Source organism: Aquabacterium sp. A08, assembly GCF_011742065.1.
In genome coordinates this window covers 1-17,254 of record NZ_JAAQQT010000644.1, presented here as the reverse complement: position 1 = coordinate 17,254, position 17,254 = coordinate 1, and the positions used below count along the sequence as shown (strand labels likewise).

Sequence of the window (17,254 nt, the reverse complement as noted above, 5' to 3'; positions counted from 1 at the left end):
GTCATCCGAGGGTGATGTGGGTGCGCAGGCCGTCGCGGCGCCCCAGGATGTTCAACAAATGGGACAGGGCGCCGAGGTGGGCGGCGTCGGTTTCGGCCAGGCCGCGAAAGCGCCAGCCCGCGGGCCGCGCTTCGGCCTGCCCCGACAGTTGCAAGGCCCCGGACAGCGTCTGCAGCGCCACCTGGGGCGGGCCATCGGGCGGGGCCACCAGCCGCAGCCGGTAGTTGCCCAGCACCGGCAGGGGCGACAGCGCCGAGCGCAGGTGGTGCAATTCCGCGTTGAGGCTGCCCTGCAGCCGCCATTGGCGCCGGTCCCACTGCGCCGACAGGCCGGGGGATGACAGTTGCAGCCGGCCTTGCAGGCGCACGGTGTTCCAGGGCGAGCCCAGGGCAGCCCAGCCATCCAGTGGGGCATGGGCCTGGAAGCCCTGAACGGTCAGGTGGATACCGGTGCGTTGCGCCAGCACCCGGCCCTCCAGCGTTTGCGTGGCGCAGCAGGGCAGGCTCAGTTGCCAGGCCAGACCGGGGCCCTGCGACCACGCCGGGCGCAGCCGCCAGCGGATCTCGTGGGCGATGAGGTGTCGGTGCTGGCGCTGGCGGCCCCCGGCGGCGACGGCCTGCGCCTGGCCTTGCCAGACGGTGCCGTGGGGGTTGAGCAGCAGCAGACGGCCACCGCTGGCCCAGGCCACGCCATGGGCCAGCCAGGCCGCCGGTGCGCCCACCAGTGTGCCGGCCAGCAGCCCCCAGGCCAGCGCCAGCGTGGCGACCGGCCGCGGCCACCGCACGGTAGAGGGTGGCGCACTCATGGCGCTGAGAGCCCCGGGCCGGTGAGCACGATGGTGCCGCTCCAGTCCGGGGCGTTGCGTTGCAGCTCCGTTTCCAGTGGCAGCAAATGGGCCTCCCGGTGCACCTGTTGCAGCCACTGGGCCAGCGCGGGGGGAGGGGCGGCGATCAGGGTGACCACCACCCGGTCGGGCTGGGGGTGCAAGGTGGCGCCTTGGGCCAGGGTGGCTTCGGTGGCTTGCGACAGCGCCTGCAGGGTCGCGGCCCGGTCCGGGGTGGCGGATGGGGGCCGTGCCCGGAGTTGTTGCGCCTCGTCGGCCAGGGCGCGCACCCGTTGCCATTGCTGTTCGGCGGCCGCCCGCACAGCAGGCGCGTTGCGCAGGGTGTGCCAGGCCGGCCGCACCGCCACCGCCCAGACCAGGCCCGCGCCCAGCAGGGCGAGCAACACGGCCAAGGCGCGGCGGTCCCGGGGCGACAGGCGCTGCCAGGGTGGGAACGCGAACCGTTTCATGGCCGAGACGTCCGGGTGAAGGTGTGGGTGCCGCCGCTGGCGGCCGACGGCGTCCAGCCCAGTGCCTGCAGTCCGGGTTGCCACGGGGTCGGGGTGTGCCCGGGGGCTGGGGCCGCACGCAGCACGAGTTCGTGCGGGTTGTAGCGCAGCCCTTCCAGCGGCGCTGGCGGGTCCGTGCGGCCGATCGCGCTGAGCAGCGCGGCCAGGTCGTGCGCCTCGGGTTCTGCCCGCCCCTGGCGCAGGGCGGCCACCTCGCGCTGCATCTGCAGCGGGGCGTCCAGGACCACGCCCAGCTGGGGGAAGGTGGCGCGCAGCACCGCCTGGGTGTCCCGCTCCAGCTGGCGCACCGCGGCGCGTTCCTGCCACGCCACCGCGTTCAGCCCCAGCAGGTTGGCCAGGCACACGCCCGCCAGGCCCCAGCGCGCCGGGCGCCAGGCGGGGCCCAGCAACCCCTGCCGCCAGGCCGCGGCCAGGCCACTGCTCCGGCGGGAACGGGTGGCCTGGGCCAGCGCGAATTGCGCCAAGTTCCACCCCTGCTGCAGGTTGTGCAGCCACGGCGCCAGGGCGGGTTGCGGGGTCCAGTCCAGCCCGGGCAGGTGGCTGCGGGCCCAGGCCAGTCGGTCGGCGGTGGCGTGGCCGCGCAGGCGGTCGGCGTCGGCCCACGCCGTCACCAGGGGCCAGCAGTCGGCGGTGGCATGGTCGTCGGCCGGCAGCGGGTACGACAGCACCCCTTGCGGGCCGCTCAGGCCCAGCCAGCCGGATCCGTCGGGCCCATCGTGGACCCAGACCGTGGCGGCGTCGCCGGGCACCAGCGCGGGCAGCACGCCTGCGAGGGGCTGGCCCGCCGCCTGCAGGTCCCGCAGGCAGGCCTGCAGCGCACCGTGGTGGCACACCGCCACCCAGGTGTCGGCTGCCGGTCCCGGCCGGAAGTCCGGCGGCAGGGCGAGGTGGACCGCGTCGAGCTCGGACAGGAGGTGGTCTTCCAGCTGCCCCAGCAGGGCGGCGTGCAGCTTGGCGGCGTTCACCCGCGGCAGCTGAACCCGGTGCCAGGACACCCAGTCGGGTGGCAGGCAGAGCTGGGCGGGGCCGCCCCGGGGCCAGTCGCCGCAGCCCGCGCTGCCGTGCGCCTGGACCGTGCGCCGTTCGGGGTCGAGCCGCGCCCATGTCCACACCGTGTCGGGCGCGGGGAGCGAGGTGGGGCAGAGCAGCAGCACGGGAACGGTTCGGGTCGGGATGGAGCCGGTCAGCGTATCAAGGCTGTGTGACAGAACGGCGACGGTCCGGTGACGGATCGTCCCGATCCCGCCACAGGGTGTGCAAGTCCAGGCCGCTGCGCCGCACCAGCGACCGCTCGTGCAGGGTGTGCCCATCCCAGTGCACACGGCCCTGCACCTCGAAGTACTGGCTGCCGGTGGCGAAGCGGTCGGCCGGCAGTTCGGCGTTGCCCAGCAGTGGGCGGGCCTCGACGGGACGTTGCAGCGGGGCCTGTCCGCGTTGGCCCACGAACCGTTGCGCTTGCGCCAGCTCCAGCCCGGGCACGCTGGCCCACAACGCCAGCGGGCCGGCGGTGTTCAGGTTCAAGGGCGTGCGTTCGGGCAGCCAGGTGGCGTGGGGGGCCAGTGCGTCCAGGGTGTGCGGCGCCAGCCCCAGCCAGGCCAGTTGCCCGAAGCGTTGGGGCGGCAGGGGCCGTGTGGGCGCGCTGCCGGCTTCGGGGTCGCCGTGGTGGGCCTGCAGCAGCCTGGTCACCAGCCGTTCCAGTTCGGTGTCGGGCAAGTGCAACGCCGCGAACAGCCGGCGGAAAGCGGCCAGGTCCTCGTCCGAGCGCACCGGGCGGTCCTCCTCGCCCCGCAGCAGGTTGCGCAGGTTCATGCGCCCCTGCAGGTCGGTGATGCGACCGGCCAGGAGGGCCTCGGGCAGGCCGGGGTCGTCGGACCGGCCGTCCGCGCTGAGGAAGGCGGTGACGGGGGTGTCTGCCAGCGGCAGGGCCCAGGCTTCGCCCAGGTGGTCGATGGCGCTGGCGCGGGCGTCTTCGCGCAGCAGTTGCCGGGCCCAGTCCAGGGCGCCGGCCAGCAGCCAGCGCGATTGCAGCCGGTGCTGTTCGGCCTGTTCGGCGGCCCAGGCCCGGTGTTGCTGCCAGTAGGCCTGGGCGCTGAAGGTGGCCACCACGGCCACGACCAGCAGGGCCAGCAGCAGCGCGCTGCCGCGCGAACGCCGGCGCATGGCGTCAGCCCGCCTGCCCGTGGCCGGCATCGGGTCGCACCCAGTCGCGGGTCAGCCGGCCGCGGGCGGGGCCGGCCCCGTCCAGGGTCAGCACCAGCCGGATGGCGTCGGGCACGCTGCCTTCGGCGCCTGGGCCACCACTGGCCGACAGGGGGTGGCTCCACGCGCCGCCGCGGTGGTAGTACAGCTGCCAGGCGCTGGCCGCGGGCAGGGCGGTGCCCACCCCCGCGGTGGGGCCGGTGGGCGCGCGCGCCCACTGCGCGGCGGCGGCCCAGGCGTTTTCCAGCGCGGCGCGGTCTTGCAGCGGTGGCGACGACCAGCGGTACCAGCGCGTGCCGGCCGCCGGGGCCAGCGGGTCTGGCAGCAGCGCCCAGGCCACCACCTGCAAGCCGGCCGGCGTGTCCGCGCCGGCCCGGCGCACCAGTCGCAGCAGCTGGCCGTCGAACAACAAGGGGGGCACGACCTGGGTGTCCTGCAGCCGGTCCAGGTCGGTGTTCCATTGGGCCAGGCTGGTCTGCCAAGCCGCCCAGGCGTCGGTCTGTTCGCGCACCACCGCCTCGGTGGTGGCCAGGGTGTCCAGGCCGCGCCAGGCCATGACCGACAGCGCGGCCATGATGGACAGGGCCACCAGCAGTTCGATCAGGGTCAGCCCGCCTTGGTGAGGTCGCCCAGTGGCGCCAGGTGGGGCACGTCGGGAGGGTGGGTTCACGGCCGCCCCACGACGGTAACCAGGTCCACCAGCACCCTGGCCGGGGTGTCGGCCGTTTCCACCGACGCTTGCAGCCGGCGGAACTGGGCGTTGGGCGTGGGCTGGACGTGCAGGTGCACGCGGAAGCGGTGCGCGCCCTGGTCGCAGCCGTGGCTGCGGCTGCCCAGGGCCGGCGGTTGGGGTTGCAGCCGCACCGCGACGAGGGCGTTGTCGGCGCAGAGCTGTGCCAGCCATTGTTGCTGCTGGCGTTCGGCCAGCCGGGTCAGGCTGGCGCTGGCCTGCAGGCCGGCCATCAGGCCGATGGCCAGGATGGACAGGGCCACCAGCACCTCGATGAGGGTCAGGCCGCGTTCGGTGCGCCGGTGCGGGCTCATGGCGGGGCCGTGGGGGGGGCGGCCACGCGGGCAAACGGGCGCAGGCCGTCGCTGGCGATGTCCGCGCGCAGGTCGCCCAGGGTCAGCCGCAGGCGTTGCGGCGGCAGGATGGGTTCGGGGCCCAGGACCAGCCGGTCCGCGCCCGCCGGCTCCAGCACCTGGACCTGGGTGTCGGGTTCCAGCCAGTGCTGGGCGTCGGCCGCCATGCTCGGTTCCCAGGTGTAGCCCGAGGCGGTGGGCCGCCAGTGTCGGGTCTGGCCGGTGGCGCGCGCCGCGCTGCGCGCCGCTTCCAACTGGGCCGCCAGGCGCACCGCTTCGCGTTCCAGGGCGCCGGCCCGTGGGTCGGGCAGGCCCAGGACCACGGCACCAGCGGCCACCCCCAGTATCAGCAGCACCACCAGCAGTTCCAGCAGGGTGAAGCCGGCGTCGCGTCGGGGCCGGACAAGCAGGTCCTGGATCACTTACTGCCAGCTGCCCAGGTCCGCGTTCGGGCCGTCGCCGCCGGGCTGGCCGTCGGCGCCGAGCGACACCACGTCCACCGGGCCGTGCACGCCGGGGTTGAGGTACTGGTAGGGCCGGCCCCAGGGGTCGTTGGGCAGCTTGTCGATGTACGGCCGCCATTTGCCGGGCGCGGGCCCGACCGTGGGCCGCTGCACCAGGGCCTGCAGGCCCTGTTCGGCGGTGGGGTAGCTGTGGTTGTCCAGCCGGTACAGCTTGAGCGCCTGGTGCAGGTTGTTGACGTCGTTCTGGGCGGCGGTGATGCGCGAGTCGTCGGCGCGGTCGAGCACGTTGGGCACGATCAGGGCGGCCAGCACCCCGATCACCACGAGCACGACCATGAGCTCGATCAGGGTGAACCCCCGCTGGCCGGGGCGGGACTGGGTGACATGAATTTGACGCATGCGCACAGCATAATTTTCCAACATGACCAATTTGTTACCGTTTGCGCGGGGCCGCACCTGGGGCCCGCGGCTGCTGTCGTGGGCTGTGTGGGGACTGGTGGGTGGGTCTGTGGCCCACTGGGGCCTGCGTCTGGCGCACTCCCCGCGGGCCGAGCCCTTGCCAGCGTCGGTCGCCCCAGTCCCTTGGGTCGATGTGCAGGCCATGGCGCGGGCCCTGGGCGGTACAGACAACGACCGCGCATCGGCCGGGCCACCGGCGGCGTCCGCCGCGCCCGTCCATACCCTGCTGGGCGTGGTGGCCGGAGCCCAAGGCCGGGGCGTGGCCCTGCTGCTGGCGCCGGGTGAGCCGGTGCGCCCGGTGCGGCTGGGGGAACGGCTGCCCGACGGCTGGCGGCTGGAGGCGCTGGGCCGCGACCACGCCGTCCTGGCGGGCCCCGGCGGGCAAGGCGCGGCCACCGTGCGCTTGCCAGCGGTGCGCTGAATTCATCATTTCTTCACGGTCTCGACCCGGCGTTGTCATGGGTGCTGCCTACAGTGAATTGGTCTGCCGGTATTGGCTGGCAGTCTGATTTCCACCCATCTTTTGGAGCAATCCCCATGTCCAATTCACGCCGTGATTTCGTCAAACTGGTGGGCGCCGGTGCCCTGATGGCCCCGCTCGCCGCCTTCCACGCCCGCGCCGCCACCGGCGGTGTGCCGGCGTTCGGCCCCGGTTTCGGCCCGCTCAAGCCGATGCTGCCGCTCAACACCCAAGAGGTGTTTTCCGTCCGCGCCGATGGCACCGTCAATTTCGACCTGCGCGGCCAGGCCCTGGTTTCCCTGCCCGACGGCTTCAGCTACCGCGTGGTGTCTTGCACCGGCCAGAAAATGAGCGACGGCTCCCTGGTGCCGGGCGACCACGACGGCATGGCCGCCTTCCGCGGCCCGCGCGGCACCACCGTGCTGGTGCGCAACCACGAACTGAGCAACCGCCAAGCCATTTACGGCGATGCCACCGGCGTCGCTGTGAGCGACGATCTGAAGTTCGACACCTACTGCAACGGCGGCACCACCACCCTGGTGCTGGACGAGTCCGGCCAGTTGCTGCGCGACTTTGCCTCGCTGGGCGGCACCAACAACAATTGCGCCGGTGGCCCGACCCCCTGGGGCTCCTGGATCACCTGCGAAGAGAACGAGTCCCTGGCCTCCGGCACCTACCAGCGCCGCCACGGCTACGCCTTCGAGGTGCCCGCCCTGGCCGAAGGCCCGGTCAAGGCCGAGCCGCTGGTGGCCATGGGCCGCTTCTACCGCGAAGCCATCGCGGTGGACCCGCGCACCGGCATCGTCTACCAGACCGAAGACCGCGGTGACGGCCTGATCTACCGTTTTGTGCCCCGTGTGCCGGGCCAGCTGGCGGCCGGCGGCAAACTGGAGGCGCTGAAGCTCAAAGGCGACGTGGCCACCCGCCTGGTCACCGCCAAAGGGGTGTTCCAGCTCAACGTGCCCCAGGCCGTGGAATGGGTCGCCATCGACACGCCCGACCCGCTGGACAACGCCAACTCCTGCCGCAACCAGGGCAAGGCCAAGGCCGCGGCCCAGTTCGCGCGCGGCGAAGGCATCTGGTACGGCAACGACAAGATCTACTTCACCTGCACCAGCGGCGGCGAAATTGGCGCCGGCCAGGTGTTCGCCTACGACCCGCGCAGCAATCTGTTGTCGGTCATCGTCGACTCCACCGACCGCGCCGTGCTGGACGCGCCGGACAACATCACCGTGGGCCCGGACGGCCGCCTCTACCTCAACGAGGACGGTGGCAACCGCAACTTCATCGTGGGCGTCCACGCCAACGGCGAACTGTTCCAGGTGGCCGAAAACCTGACCCCCGCCGGCGGCGAGTTCTGCGGCAGCTGCTTCTCGCACAACGGCCGCTTCATGTTCGTCAACATCCAGAGCCCGGGGCTGACGCTGGTGATCGAAGGTCCGTGGCGCAAGGGCCAGGCCTGATCAACCCCTGACCGGCGGGTCGGGCCAGTGCCTGACCTGCCAGGCGCCAAAGTCGCACGCCGCGGTGGGCCAGTCCCGGGCCCGCAGCGGCTGCGGCGTTTGTGCCAGCCACACCTGCACCGCGCGCACCACCCCGGCGTGGGTGACCCAGACCGCCCGGCGCGCGCCCAGGGCCTGGGCCTGCCGGTGGCAGGCATCCAGCGCATCCCGCACCCGGGCCAGAAAGCCACCCACGTGTTCCCCGCCCCCGGGGCGGTGGTGGTGGAAGTCGTCGGTCCAGGCGTCCAGTTCGGCGCGGGGCAGCGCGTCCCAACGCCGGCCCTCCCAGGTGCCAAAGTCCATTTCGGCCAAGCGTTCGTCCACCTGCAGGGGTGGGTACAGTCCGGCCGGGGGGTGTTGCGCCACCGCTTGGGCCAGGGCCTGCGCCCGGGTGCGCGGCGAGGTCCACAGCGGCAGCGGTTCGGCAGTGGCGCCCTGAGCGGCTCGCAGCGCCGCGGTCAGGGCCTGGGCGCTGGCGGCGGTGTGGGCCGGGTCGGCGGGCACGTCCAGCCGGCCGTAGCAGACGCCAGGCTCCACCAGTGGCCGGGCGTGTCGCACCAGCCACAACTCCAGCGTGGCCACGGTCAGCGTGCGCCCATGGCCAGCGCCATGGCCAGGTAAAAGCCGATTTCGCTGACCTGCTGGGCCGCGCCCAGGCCGTCGCCGGTGAAGCCTTGCAGCCGCACCTTCAAGCGCCAGTGCACCAGCGCCCAGCCGGCCACCGACCCCCCCAGCCCCCAGGCCAGCACGGCGGCGGTGCGCTCGCCGCTGACCAGCCCGCCCAGCCAGGGCGGCGCCAGCGTGTGGGCTGCCCACCCTGCCAGCCCCACCGCCAGCCCCAGCCACAGCGCGCCGGCCCACAGGGCGCCGGTCGATATCTGGTCCGCCAGCGGCTTGGACTTGCTGCCCGCCGCGTCGCCCACGTGGGGCAGCCAACGGATGGTCAGCAGCGGCCAGGTGCGCGAGGCCACGTGCGCCAGCCACAGCGCCAGCAGCGCGCCGGCCAGCGACAACTGCCCCAGCACCGCCAGCAGCCCCACCTTGGCCAGCAGCGCCAGCACCAGCGCCATCGCCCCGAAGGCGCCGATGCGCGAGTCCTTCATGATCTCCAGCGCGCGCTCGCGCCGGTAGCTGCCGCCCAGACCGTCGGTCAGGTCGGCCAGGCCGTCCTCGTGGAAGCCGCCGGTCAGCAACACCGTGGCGAGGGTGCAGAACACCGCCGCCACCCAGGTGATGCCGCCCACCGGCGGCAGGTGCCAGCACAGCGCCCCGTACACGCCCGCCGCCGCCGCGCCCACCACCCAGCCCACGCCGGGGAAGTGTGCCGCGCTGGCGCGCAACATGGCCGGGCTGTAGCCCACCCACCGCGCCAGCGCCCCGGTCACGGGGAGGCGGGTGAAGAACTGCAGCGCCAGCAAAAAGTGCTTCAGGGCTTGCATGGCAGGGCCGTGGAACGCCAGACCGGCGTCAATTCAGGAACAGCCGGTACACCGGGTTCTCGGTCTCTTCCACATAGGGGTAGCCCAGCGTATCCAGAAATTTCTGGAAGGCCTTGCCGTCCTTGGCGGGCACCTGCAGACCGACCAGAATGCGGCCGTAGTCCGCCCCCTGGTTGCGGTAGTGGAACAGGCTGATGTTCCAGCCCGGACGCATCAGGCTCAAAAATTTCAGCAGCGCGCCCGGCCGCTCGGGGAAGACGAAGCGCAGCAGCCGCTCGTCCTGCGCCAGCGCCGAGCGCCCGCCCACCATGTGGCGGATGTGCTCCTGCGCCAGGTCGTCGTGCGTCAGGTCCAGCGTGGCGAAGCCCTGTTTGCCGAAGTTGGCGGCGATCTTGGCGCTTTCTCCGGGGCCGCGCGTGGTCAGGCCCATGAACACGTGGGCCTGGTTCGCGTCGCTGATGCGGTAGCTGAACTCGGTGACGTTGCGCGGGCCGCCCGGCAGGTTGCCGATGGCTTCCAGAAAGCGCTTGAAGCTGCCGCGTTCTTCGGGCAGGGTCACGGCAAACAGGGCCTCGCGCTCTTCGCCCACCTCGGCGCGCTCGGCCACGAAGCGCAGCCGGTCGAAGTTCATGTTGGCGCCGCACAGGATGGCGGCGTAGGTTTCGCCCTGGGTTTTGCGCTCGGCCACGTACTTTTTGATGGCGGCCACCGCCAGCGCGCCGGCCGGTTCGACGATGCTGCGCGTGTCCACGAAAATGTCCTTGATGGCGGCGCAGACCGCATCGGTGTCCACGGTGATGAAGCCGTCGACCAGTTCGCTGCTGATGCGAAAGGTCTCTTCGCCCACCAGTTTGACAGCGGTGCCGTCGCTGAACAGGCCCACGTCGGGCAGGGTCACGCGCCCGTGCGCGGCCACCGAGCGCATCATCGCGTCCGAATCGTTCATCTGCACGCCGATGACCTTCACCTCGGGCCGCACCGCCTTGATGTAGTTGGCCACGCCGCTGATGAGGCCGCCGCCGCCGATGGCCACGAACACCGCGTCCAGCCGCTGGCTGCCCAGGCTTTGCAGCTGCCGCAGCATTTCCATGGCCACCGTGCCCTGGCCGGCGATCACGTCCGGGTCGTCGAAAGGGTGGACAAAGGTCAGGCCCTGTTCCTGTTCCAGTTTCAGCGAGTGCTGGTAGGCGTCGGAGTAGCTGTCGCCGTGCAGCACCACCTCGCCGCCCAGGGCCTTGACCGCGTCCACTTTGACCTGCGGCGTGGTGGTCGGCATGACGATGACCGCACGCGCGCCCAGCTTGTGCGCGCCCAGCGACACGCCCTGCGCGTGGTTGCCGGCCGAGGCGCAGATGACACCACGCTGGAGCTGTTCGGGCGTGAGGTGCGCCAGCTTGTTGTACGCCCCGCGCAGCTTGAAGCTGAACACCGGCTGCTGGTCCTCGCGCTTGAGCAGCACCTGGTTGTGCAGGCGCCGGCTCAGGTTCTTGGCGGGCTCCAGCGCCGACTCCACCGCCACGTCGTACACCTGGGCGTTGAGGATCTTGATCAGGTAGTCGGCCGGGGTGAGCGTGGTGACGACGGGGGACGGGGCGGCGGTTTTCTTGGGCATGGTGGCGGGCGGCCGTGGCGGGGTGGGCAAACCCGCATCATAAAACCCCGCGCCCGTGGGTCAGCGCTTGGGCACCGGGCGCGGGCGGCCCTGGTCGTCGATGGCGACGTAGGTCAGCGACGCTTCCGTCACCTTGACGAACTGGCCCTGCGCGCCAAAGCGCTCGGCAAACACCTCCACCTGCACCGAGATCGAGGTGTTGCCGATGCGGGTGACGTTGCCGTAAAAGCTCAGGATGTCGCCCACCTTCACCGGCTGTTTGAAGATGAACTGGTTGACCGCCACGGTGGCGAAGCGCCCGCCCATGTAGCGCGCCGGCAGCACCGAGCCGGCCAGGTCCACCTGGGCCATGACCCAGCCGCCGAAAATGTCACCGTTGGCGTTGCAGTCCGCCGGCATGGGAATCACCTTCAGCACCAGGGTCTTGTCCGACGGCGGCAGGTCCGACACCAGCGGCGTCTCGGGGCTTGGGGGCACAATGGGCGTGTTCATCTGTCTATTGTCATCCATGCGCCACCTCGCCTCCAGCCCCCCCGTTGCCTCCCCCGCCGCGCCCGGCAGCCCGCCGGCGGCGGCGCGCACGGACTGGGCGGTGCTGCGCCGCCTGCTGCCCTACCTGTGGCAGTACCGCTGGCGCGTGGCGGCGGCGCTGGGCTTCATGGTGGCGGCCAAGCTGGCCAACGTGGGCGTGCCGCTGCTGCTCAAGGAACTGGTCGATGCGCTCACCCCCGCGCCCGGCCAGTCGCTGCTGGGCCTGCCGCCGGGCAGCGAGGCGCTGCTGGTGGTGCCGGTGGGCCTGCTGCTGGCCTACGGCCTGCTGCGCCTGTCCACCACCCTGTTCACCGAGTTGCGCGAGCTGATCTTTGCCAAGGCCACCGAAGGCGCCACCCGCGCCATCGCGCTGCAGGTGTTCGGCCATTTGCACGAACTCAGCCTGCGCTTCCACCTGGAGCGCCAGACCGGCGGCATGACGCGCGACATCGAACGCGGCACGCGCGGCGTGCAGTCGCTCATTTCGTATTCGCTCTACAGCATCCTGCCCACGCTGCTGGAGGTGGCGCTGGTGCTGGCGCTGCTGGGCATCAAGTTCGAGCTGTGGTACGTCTGGACCACCCTGGCCGCGCTGGTGCTGTACGTGTTCTTCACCGTGCGAGTGACGGAATGGCGCACCCAGTTCCGCCGCCACATGAACGAGATGGAATCGGCCACCCAGACCAAGGCCATCGACTCGCTGCTGAACTACGAAACCGTCAAGTACTTCAACAACGAGGCCTTCGAGGGCCGGCGCTACGACGAGGCGTTGGAGCGCCTGCGCCGCGCCCGCCTGAAAAGCCAGACCACGCTGTCGCTGCTCAACGCGGGGCAGCAGCTCATCATCGCCACCGCGCTGGTGGCCATGCTGTGGCGCGCCACCGTGGGCGTGACCAGCGGCGCCATGACGTTGGGCGACCTGGTGATGATCAACGCCTTCATGATCCAGCTTTACATCCCGCTCAACTTCCTGGGCGTGCTGTACCGCGAGATCAAGCAGGGCCTGACCGACCTGGACAAGATGTTCACCCTGCTGGACAAGGAGCGCGAGATCGCCGACGCCCCCGGCGCCCAGCCGCTGCGGCTGGACGGCCCGCCCGAGGTGCGCTTCGAGAACGTGCACTTCGCCTACGAGCGCGAGCGGGAAATCCTGCACGGCGTGAGCTTCACCATCCCCCCGGGCAAGACGGTGGCGGTGGTGGGGCCGTCGGGCTCGGGCAAGTCCACCCTGGCGCGGCTGCTTTACCGCTTCTACGACGTGGGCCGCCCGGGCGATGGGCACGACGGCAGGGAAGGGCGCATCACCATCGCGGGCCAGGACCTCCGCGCCGTGACACAGGGCAGCGTGCGCCGCGCCATCGGCATCGTGCCGCAGGACACGGTGCTGTTCAACGACACCATCGGCTACAACATCCGCTACGGCCGCCCCGACGCGACCGAGGCCGAGGCGGTGCAGGCGGCCCAGGCCGCGCACATCCACGCCTTCATCGAGCGGCTGCCCAAGGGCTACGCCACGGTGGTGGGCGAGCGCGGGCTCAAGCTGTCGGGCGGCGAAAAGCAGCGCGTGGCCATTGCGCGCACCCTGCTCAAGGACCCGCCCATCCTGATCTTTGACGAGGCCACTTCGGCGCTGGACAGCGCCAACGAGCGCGCCATCCAGGCCGAACTGAAAAGCGCCGCCCAGAACAAGACCACGCTCGTGATCGCGCACCGCCTGTCCACCGTGGTGGACGCGCACGAGATCATCGTGCTGGAACACGGCACCGTGGTCGAGCGCGGTCGCCACGCCGAGCTGCTGGCCGCCGGTGGCCGCTACGCCCAGATGTGGGCGCTGCAACAAAGCGGGGGCGACGGCAGCGGGGCGGCCGACGTTTCGCCGGCGCCCGCCACCCCCATCGGAGGCCCGCATGGACACCAAATGGCTTGAAGACTTCGTCAGCCTGGCCGAAACCCGCAGCTTCAGCCGCTCGGCCCAGTTGCGGCATGTGACGCAGCCGGCCTTCTCGCGCCGCATCCAGTCGCTGGAGGCCTGGGCCGGTACCGACCTGGTGGACCGCTCCTCCTACCCCACGCGGCTGACCCCGGCCGGCCAGACCCTGCACGAGCAGGCGCTGGAGATGCTGCACACCCTGCAGACCACCCGCGCCATGTTGCGCCAGCACACCGCGGTGGCCAAGGACACCATCGAATTCGCGGTGCCCCACACCCTGGCCTTCACCTTCTACCCGGCCTGGTTGTCGGGCCTGCGCGCCACCGTCGGGCCGGTCAAGAGCCGGCTCATCGCCCTGAACGTGCACGACGCGGTGCTGCGCCTGACCGAAGGCAGCTGCGACCTGCTGCTGGCCTACCACCACGCCTCCCAGCCGATCCAGCTCGACACCGAGCGTTACGAAATGCTCTCGCTCGGGCACGAGGTGCTGGCCCCCTACGTCAAGCCCGACGCCCAGGGCGAGCCGCTGCACCGCCTGCCCGGCAGCGCCGGCGCGCCGGTGCCCTTCCTGGCCTACGCCCCCGGGGCCTACCTGGGTCGGGTGGTGGACTGGGTGTTGCGCCAGCCCGGCCAGGCGGTGCACCTGGACCGGGTCTACGAAACCGACATGTCCGAGAGCCTGAAAGCCATGGCCATCGAGGGCCACGGCGTGGCGTTTCTGCCCACCAGCTCGGTGCAGCAGGCGCTGGGCGACGGCCGCTTGGTCGGTGCCGCACCCCCGGGGGCCGACTGGCGCGGCGAGCTCGACATCCGCCTCTACCGCGCCGCGGGCCACAAGGGCAAGCGCGCCGCCCAGACCTTCTGGGACGACGTGGCCGCCGCCGTCCAGGCCCGGCCGCATCAGCCGGCCTGATGGGCCTGCTGACCGCCTGATGCGACAGTGCCGGGCACGGCGCTTGCGTAGTTCCCCCATGCCCCGAACGCGGTTCGGCTCCTAGAATGGGCCGACCGTTCCACCCCTGAACCGTTCAAGGAAGCTCGCATGAAGAAAACCCTGATCGCCTGCGCCGCGCTGGGCTTGGCCGCCACCGCCGCCATCGCCCAAACCAACGACACCCTCGCCAAAATCAAATCGTCCGGCAGCGTCACCCTTGGGGTGCGCGAATCGTCGGGCCTGAGCTTCACCCTCGGCGGCGGCAAGTTCGTCGGTTTCCACACCGAAATGGGCGAACGCGTGCTGGCCGACGTGCAAAAACAGCTCGGCCTGGCCAAGCTCGACGTCAAGTACCAGCCCGTCACCTCGCAGAACCGCATCCCGCTGGTGCAGAACGGCACCGTCGACCTGGAGTGCGGCTCCACCACCAACAACACCGCGCGCCAGCGCGACGTGGCGTTTGCCGTGACCACCTACGTGGAGGAGGTGCGCATCGCGGTCAAGGCCAACGGCGGCATCCAGTCCATCAAGGACCTGGTCGGCAAGACCGTGGCCACCACCACCGGCACCACCTCGGTGCAGACGCTGCGCAAACACGAGCGCGCCAACGGCGTGGACTTCAAGGAAATCTACGGCAAGGACCACGCCGACAGCTTCCTGCTGCTGGAAAGCGGCCGCGCCGACGCCTTTGTGATGGACGGCTCCATCCTGGCGGCCAACATCGCCAAGTCCAAGGCCCCGGCCGATTTCAAGATCGTGGGCGAGGTGCTGAGCGTTGAACCCATTGCCTGCATGTTGCGCAAGGACGACCCGGCCTTCAAGAAGGCGGTGGACGACAGCATCAAGCGCCAGATCGCCGACGGCTCGCTGGCCAAGCTCTACGACAAGTGGTTCATGCAGCCGATTCCGCCGGCCAACGTCAACCTGAAGATGCCGCTGTCCGACACCACCAAGGCCGTCTGGGCCAACCCCAACGACAAGCCGATGGAAGACTACGCCAAGAAGTAAGCCACGGCGTTTCCCGGGAGTCACCCCCGCGCGCCCCGAGGCGCAGGGGGTGTTTTTCTTGTTCGCGAGTCAAAGGAGTCCCCGATGAGCTGGGATTGGCAGGTCTTTTGCGAAGACACCATCACCCGCGAGGTGGGCGAGCGCTGCTTCGGCCAGGGCGGTGACATCACTTACCTCGACTGGCTGCTGTCGGCCTGGGGCTGGACGGTGTCGGTGTCGCTGCTGGCGCTGGTGCTGGCGCTGGCCGTGGGGGCGGTCGTGGGCACCTTGCGCACGCTGCCCCACCGCCCGGTGGTGGTCGGCCTGGGCAACGCCTGGGTGGAGCTGTTCCGCAACATCCCGCTGCTGGTGCAGATTTTCCTCTGGTACCACGTGGTGCCCGCGCTGGTCCCGGCGCTCAAGGGCGTGCCCGGCTTCGTGCTGGTGGTGATCGCGCTGGGCCTGTTCACCTCGGCGCGGATTGCCGAGCAGGTGAAGTCCGGCATCCAGGCGCTGCCGCGCGGCCAGCGCTACGCCGGCATGGCGCTGGGGCTGACCACCGCGCAGACCTATCGTTACGTGCTGCTGCCCATGGCGCTGCGCATCGTTATCCCGCCGCTGACGAGCGAGACCATGAACATTTTCAAGAACTCCTCGGTGGCGTTCGCGGTGTCGGTGGCCGAACTGACCATGTTCGCCATGCAGGCGCAGGAGGAAACCGGCCGTGGCATCGAGGTCTACCTAGCCGTCACGGGCCTGTACATCGTGTCGGCCTTCGCCATCAACCGCGTCATGGCGTTCATCGAGAAGCGCTCGCGCGTGCCGGGCTTCATCGTGGCCGGCGGGACAGGGGGGCATTGACCATGGGCAACCTCGACTGGTCGTTCTACAACTGGGACCTGATCGCCAACTTCGTCCTCAAGGGCCTGGGCTTCAGTGTCGTGCTGACCGTGGTGGCCACGGTGGGCGGCATCCTGTTCGGCACCGTGCTGGCGCTCATGCGCCTGTCGGGCCGCAAGTGGCTGGACCTGCCGGCCACGCTCTACGTCAACGGCATGCGCAGCATCCCGCTGGTCATGGTCATCCTCTGGTTCTTCCTGCTGGTGCCCTTCCTCATCGGGCGGCCCATCGGGGCCGAGCTGTCGGCGGTGATCACCTTCATTGCTTTCGAGGCCGCCTACTTCAGCGAGATCATGCGCGCCGGCATCCAGTCCATCCCGCGTGGGCAGGTGTTTGCCGGGCAGGCGCTGGGCATGACCTACGGCCAGAACATGCGGCTGGTGGTGTTGCCCCAGGCCTTCCGCAACATGCTGCCGGTGCTGCTGACGCAAACCATCATCCTGTTCCAGGACACCTCGCTGGTCTACGCCATCGGTGCCTACGACATGCTCAAAGGTTTTGAAGTGGCGGGCAAGAACTTCGGCCGCCCGATCGAGGCCTACCTGATGGCCGCGCTGGTCTATTTCGTCATCTGTTTTGCGCTGTCCTGGGGCGTGCGGCGCCTGCACCAGAAGATTGCCATCGTCCGTTGAACACGGCTTGCGGAGTATTGCGATGATTGAACTCAAACATGTGTCCAAGTGGTACGGCCCGGTGCAGGTGCTCCACGACTGCTCCACCCAGATCCAGAAGGGCGAGGTGGTGGTGGTGTGCGGCCCGTCGGGCTCGGGCAAGTCCACCCTGATCAAGACCATCAACGCGCTGGAGCCCATCCAGAAAGGTGAGATCTGGGTCGACGGCCAGGCGGTGCACGACCCCCAGACCAACCTGCCCCGGTTGCGCAGCCGCGTCGGCATGGTGTTCCAGCACTTCGAGCTGTTTCCCCACCTGAGCGTGACCGAAAACCTGACCCTGGCCCAGGTGAAGGTGCTGGGCCGCAACGCCAGCGACGCCCAGGCCCGTGGCCTGAAGATGCTGGACCGCGTGGGCCTGATGGCGCACAAGGACAAGTTCCCCGGCCAGCTCTCCGGCGGCCAGCAGCAGCGCGTGGCCATCGCCCGGGCGCTGAGCATGGACCCGATCGTGATGCTGTTCGACGAGCCGACCAGCGCGCTCGACCCCGAGATGGTGGGCGAGGTGCTGGATGTGATGGTGGGCCTGGCCGGCGAGGGCATGACCATGATGTGCGTGACCCACGAAATGGGCTTTGCCCGCAAGGTCAGCGACCGCGTCATCTTCATGGATGTGGGCGGCAAGATTCTGGAAGACTGCTCCAAGGACGAGTTCTTCGGCAACCCCGACGCGCGGCAGCCGCGCACCAAGGACTTCCTGAACAAGATCCTGCAGCACTGAGACCGGCCG

At 70.5% G+C, this 17,254-nt stretch carries 20 protein-coding genes; 8 read left to right on the top strand and 12 right to left on the bottom strand.

Annotated features, from left to right (window positions below; all coding sequences use genetic code 11):
- Position 1 precedes the first annotated feature (1 nt).
- From gspN to gspG, 8 genes are read right to left on the bottom strand one after another with little or no spacing between them, the layout of a single operon-like run.
- The gene (gene gspN, locus HA630_RS14385) at positions 2–805 is read right to left on the bottom strand and encodes a type II secretion system protein N (RefSeq protein ID WP_166835522.1); all 804 of its coding nucleotides are present in this window, start codon (positions 803–805) and stop codon (positions 2–4) included.
- Entirely contained in the window at positions 802–1,293 is a 492-nt protein-coding gene (gene gspM, locus HA630_RS14380; protein WP_166835520.1) for a type II secretion system protein GspM, read from the bottom strand. Before gspM ends, gspN begins: the two co-directional genes overlap by 4 nt.
- Complete coding sequence (gene gspL, locus HA630_RS14375) at positions 1,290–2,507, bottom strand: type II secretion system protein GspL (protein ID WP_166835518.1); 1,218 nt, start codon at positions 2,505–2,507, stop codon at positions 1,290–1,292. The genes gspM and gspL overlap by 4 nt, the downstream gene beginning before the upstream one ends.
- 37 nt (positions 2,508–2,544) lie before the next feature.
- Positions 2,545–3,513 carry a type II secretion system minor pseudopilin GspK gene (gspK, locus tag HA630_RS14370; protein ID WP_166835516.1) on the bottom strand — a complete coding sequence of 323 codons (969 nt, stop codon included), beginning with the start codon at positions 3,511–3,513 and terminating at the stop codon, positions 2,545–2,547.
- 4 nt (positions 3,514–3,517) lie between these two features.
- Positions 3,518–4,222 carry a prepilin-type N-terminal cleavage/methylation domain-containing protein gene (locus HA630_RS14365; RefSeq protein ID WP_166835514.1) on the bottom strand — a complete coding sequence of 235 codons (705 nt, stop codon included), beginning with the start codon at positions 4,220–4,222 and terminating at the stop codon, positions 3,518–3,520.
- Positions 4,219–4,596 (bottom strand): type II secretion system minor pseudopilin GspI, encoded by a 378-nt coding sequence (gene gspI, locus HA630_RS14360; protein ID WP_166835512.1) that lies wholly within the window; start codon positions 4,594–4,596, stop codon positions 4,219–4,221. Before gspI ends, HA630_RS14365 begins: the two co-directional genes overlap by 4 nt.
- Positions 4,593–5,057 (bottom strand): prepilin-type N-terminal cleavage/methylation domain-containing protein, encoded by a 465-nt coding sequence (locus HA630_RS14355; RefSeq protein ID WP_166835510.1) that lies wholly within the window; start codon positions 5,055–5,057, stop codon positions 4,593–4,595. Before HA630_RS14355 ends, gspI begins: the two co-directional genes overlap by 4 nt.
- Complete coding sequence (gene gspG / locus HA630_RS14350) at positions 5,058–5,498, bottom strand: type II secretion system major pseudopilin GspG (protein WP_166835508.1); 441 nt, start codon at positions 5,496–5,498, stop codon at positions 5,058–5,060.
- Positions 5,499–5,520: 22 nt separating this feature from the next.
- Between gspG and HA630_RS14345 the strand changes: the two genes are divergently transcribed.
- Both HA630_RS14345 and HA630_RS14340 read left to right on the top strand, forming a co-directional pair.
- Entirely contained in the window at positions 5,521–5,979 is a 459-nt protein-coding gene (locus tag HA630_RS14345; RefSeq protein ID WP_166835506.1) for a general secretion pathway protein C, read from the top strand.
- 116 nt (positions 5,980–6,095) lie between these two features.
- A complete protein-coding gene (locus tag HA630_RS14340; RefSeq protein ID WP_166835504.1) occupies positions 6,096–7,481 on the top strand; it encodes an alkaline phosphatase PhoX in 1,386 nt (461 codons plus the stop codon).
- Here the strand turns inward: HA630_RS14340 and HA630_RS14335 are convergent, their stop codons facing one another.
- From HA630_RS14335 to HA630_RS14320, 4 genes are read right to left on the bottom strand one after another with little or no spacing between them, the layout of a single operon-like run.
- Positions 7,482–8,102, bottom strand: coding sequence for a histidine phosphatase family protein (locus tag HA630_RS14335; protein ID WP_371809255.1), 621 nt, complete (start codon positions 8,100–8,102; stop codon positions 7,482–7,484). It abuts the gene before it with no gap.
- 2 nt (positions 8,103–8,104) lie between these two features.
- Complete coding sequence (locus HA630_RS14330) at positions 8,105–8,959, bottom strand: adenosylcobinamide-GDP ribazoletransferase (protein WP_166835502.1); 855 nt, start codon at positions 8,957–8,959, stop codon at positions 8,105–8,107.
- A 28-nt stretch (positions 8,960–8,987) separates the two neighbouring features.
- Positions 8,988–10,571 carry a threonine ammonia-lyase, biosynthetic gene (ilvA, locus tag HA630_RS14325; protein WP_166835500.1) on the bottom strand — a complete coding sequence of 528 codons (1,584 nt, stop codon included), beginning with the start codon at positions 10,569–10,571 and terminating at the stop codon, positions 8,988–8,990.
- Positions 10,572–10,631: 60 nt separating this feature from the next.
- Positions 10,632–11,063 (bottom strand): acyl-CoA thioesterase, encoded by a 432-nt coding sequence (locus HA630_RS14320; RefSeq protein WP_101048114.1) that lies wholly within the window; start codon positions 11,061–11,063, stop codon positions 10,632–10,634.
- Positions 11,064–11,079: 16 nt separating this feature from the next.
- Here HA630_RS14320 and HA630_RS14315 point away from each other — a divergent pair, with 16 nt between their 5' ends.
- The 6 genes from HA630_RS14315 to HA630_RS14290 all read left to right on the top strand — a co-directional run bounded on the left by HA630_RS14315 (position 11,080) and on the right by HA630_RS14290 (position 17,245).
- Entirely contained in the window at positions 11,080–13,029 is a 1,950-nt protein-coding gene (locus HA630_RS14315) for an ABC transporter ATP-binding protein/permease (RefSeq protein ID WP_166835498.1), read from the top strand.
- Positions 13,010–13,945 carry a LysR substrate-binding domain-containing protein gene (locus HA630_RS14310; RefSeq protein ID WP_166835496.1) on the top strand — a complete coding sequence of 312 codons (936 nt, stop codon included), beginning with the start codon at positions 13,010–13,012 and terminating at the stop codon, positions 13,943–13,945. The genes HA630_RS14315 and HA630_RS14310 overlap by 20 nt, the downstream gene beginning before the upstream one ends.
- Positions 13,946–14,074: 129 nt before the next feature.
- A complete protein-coding gene (locus tag HA630_RS14305) occupies positions 14,075–14,974 on the top strand; it encodes a transporter substrate-binding domain-containing protein (protein ID WP_166835494.1) in 900 nt (299 codons plus the stop codon).
- A gap of 84 nt (positions 14,975–15,058) precedes the next feature.
- The gene (locus tag HA630_RS14300) at positions 15,059–15,814 is read left to right on the top strand and encodes an amino acid ABC transporter permease (RefSeq protein WP_166835492.1); all 756 of its coding nucleotides are present in this window, start codon (positions 15,059–15,061) and stop codon (positions 15,812–15,814) included.
- A gap of 2 nt (positions 15,815–15,816) precedes the next feature.
- Positions 15,817–16,485, top strand: a complete 669-nt coding sequence (locus HA630_RS14295; protein WP_166835490.1) for an amino acid ABC transporter permease — start codon at positions 15,817–15,819, stop codon at positions 16,483–16,485.
- Between the two features lie 22 nt (positions 16,486–16,507).
- Positions 16,508–17,245 (top strand): amino acid ABC transporter ATP-binding protein, encoded by a 738-nt coding sequence (locus HA630_RS14290; protein ID WP_166835488.1) that lies wholly within the window; start codon positions 16,508–16,510, stop codon positions 17,243–17,245.
- Positions 17,246–17,254 lie beyond the last annotated feature (9 nt).

Excerpts from the sequence above, each read along its gene's own strand:
- gspN (WP_166835522.1), bottom strand. The coding sequence starts at position 805 with ATGAGTGCGCCACCCTCTACCGTGCGGTGGCCGCGGCCGGTCGCCACG.
- gspM (WP_166835520.1), bottom strand. The coding sequence starts at position 1,293 with ATGAAACGGTTCGCGTTCCCACCCTGGCAGCGCCTGTCGCCCCGGGAC.
- gspK (WP_166835516.1), bottom strand. The coding sequence starts at position 3,513 with ATGCGCCGGCGTTCGCGCGGCAGCGCGCTGCTGCTGGCCCTGCTGGTC.
- gspI (WP_166835512.1), bottom strand. The coding sequence starts at position 4,596 with ATGAGCCCGCACCGGCGCACCGAACGCGGCCTGACCCTCATCGAGGTG.
- gspG (WP_166835508.1), bottom strand. The coding sequence starts at position 5,498 with ATGCGTCAAATTCATGTCACCCAGTCCCGCCCCGGCCAGCGGGGGTTC.
- HA630_RS14345 (WP_166835506.1), top strand. The coding sequence starts at position 5,521 with ATGACCAATTTGTTACCGTTTGCGCGGGGCCGCACCTGGGGCCCGCGG.
- HA630_RS14340 (WP_166835504.1), top strand. The coding sequence starts at position 6,096 with ATGTCCAATTCACGCCGTGATTTCGTCAAACTGGTGGGCGCCGGTGCC.
- HA630_RS14330 (WP_166835502.1), bottom strand. The coding sequence starts at position 8,959 with ATGCAAGCCCTGAAGCACTTTTTGCTGGCGCTGCAGTTCTTCACCCGC.
- ilvA (WP_166835500.1), bottom strand. The coding sequence starts at position 10,571 with ATGCCCAAGAAAACCGCCGCCCCGTCCCCCGTCGTCACCACGCTCACC.
- HA630_RS14320 (WP_101048114.1), bottom strand. The coding sequence starts at position 11,063 with ATGAACACGCCCATTGTGCCCCCAAGCCCCGAGACGCCGCTGGTGTCG.
- HA630_RS14315 (WP_166835498.1), top strand. The coding sequence starts at position 11,080 with ATGCGCCACCTCGCCTCCAGCCCCCCCGTTGCCTCCCCCGCCGCGCCC.
- HA630_RS14310 (WP_166835496.1), top strand. The coding sequence starts at position 13,010 with ATGGACACCAAATGGCTTGAAGACTTCGTCAGCCTGGCCGAAACCCGC.
- HA630_RS14305 (WP_166835494.1), top strand. The coding sequence starts at position 14,075 with ATGAAGAAAACCCTGATCGCCTGCGCCGCGCTGGGCTTGGCCGCCACC.
- HA630_RS14300 (WP_166835492.1), top strand. The coding sequence starts at position 15,059 with ATGAGCTGGGATTGGCAGGTCTTTTGCGAAGACACCATCACCCGCGAG.
- HA630_RS14295 (WP_166835490.1), top strand. The coding sequence starts at position 15,817 with ATGGGCAACCTCGACTGGTCGTTCTACAACTGGGACCTGATCGCCAAC.
- HA630_RS14290 (WP_166835488.1), top strand. The coding sequence starts at position 16,508 with ATGATTGAACTCAAACATGTGTCCAAGTGGTACGGCCCGGTGCAGGTG.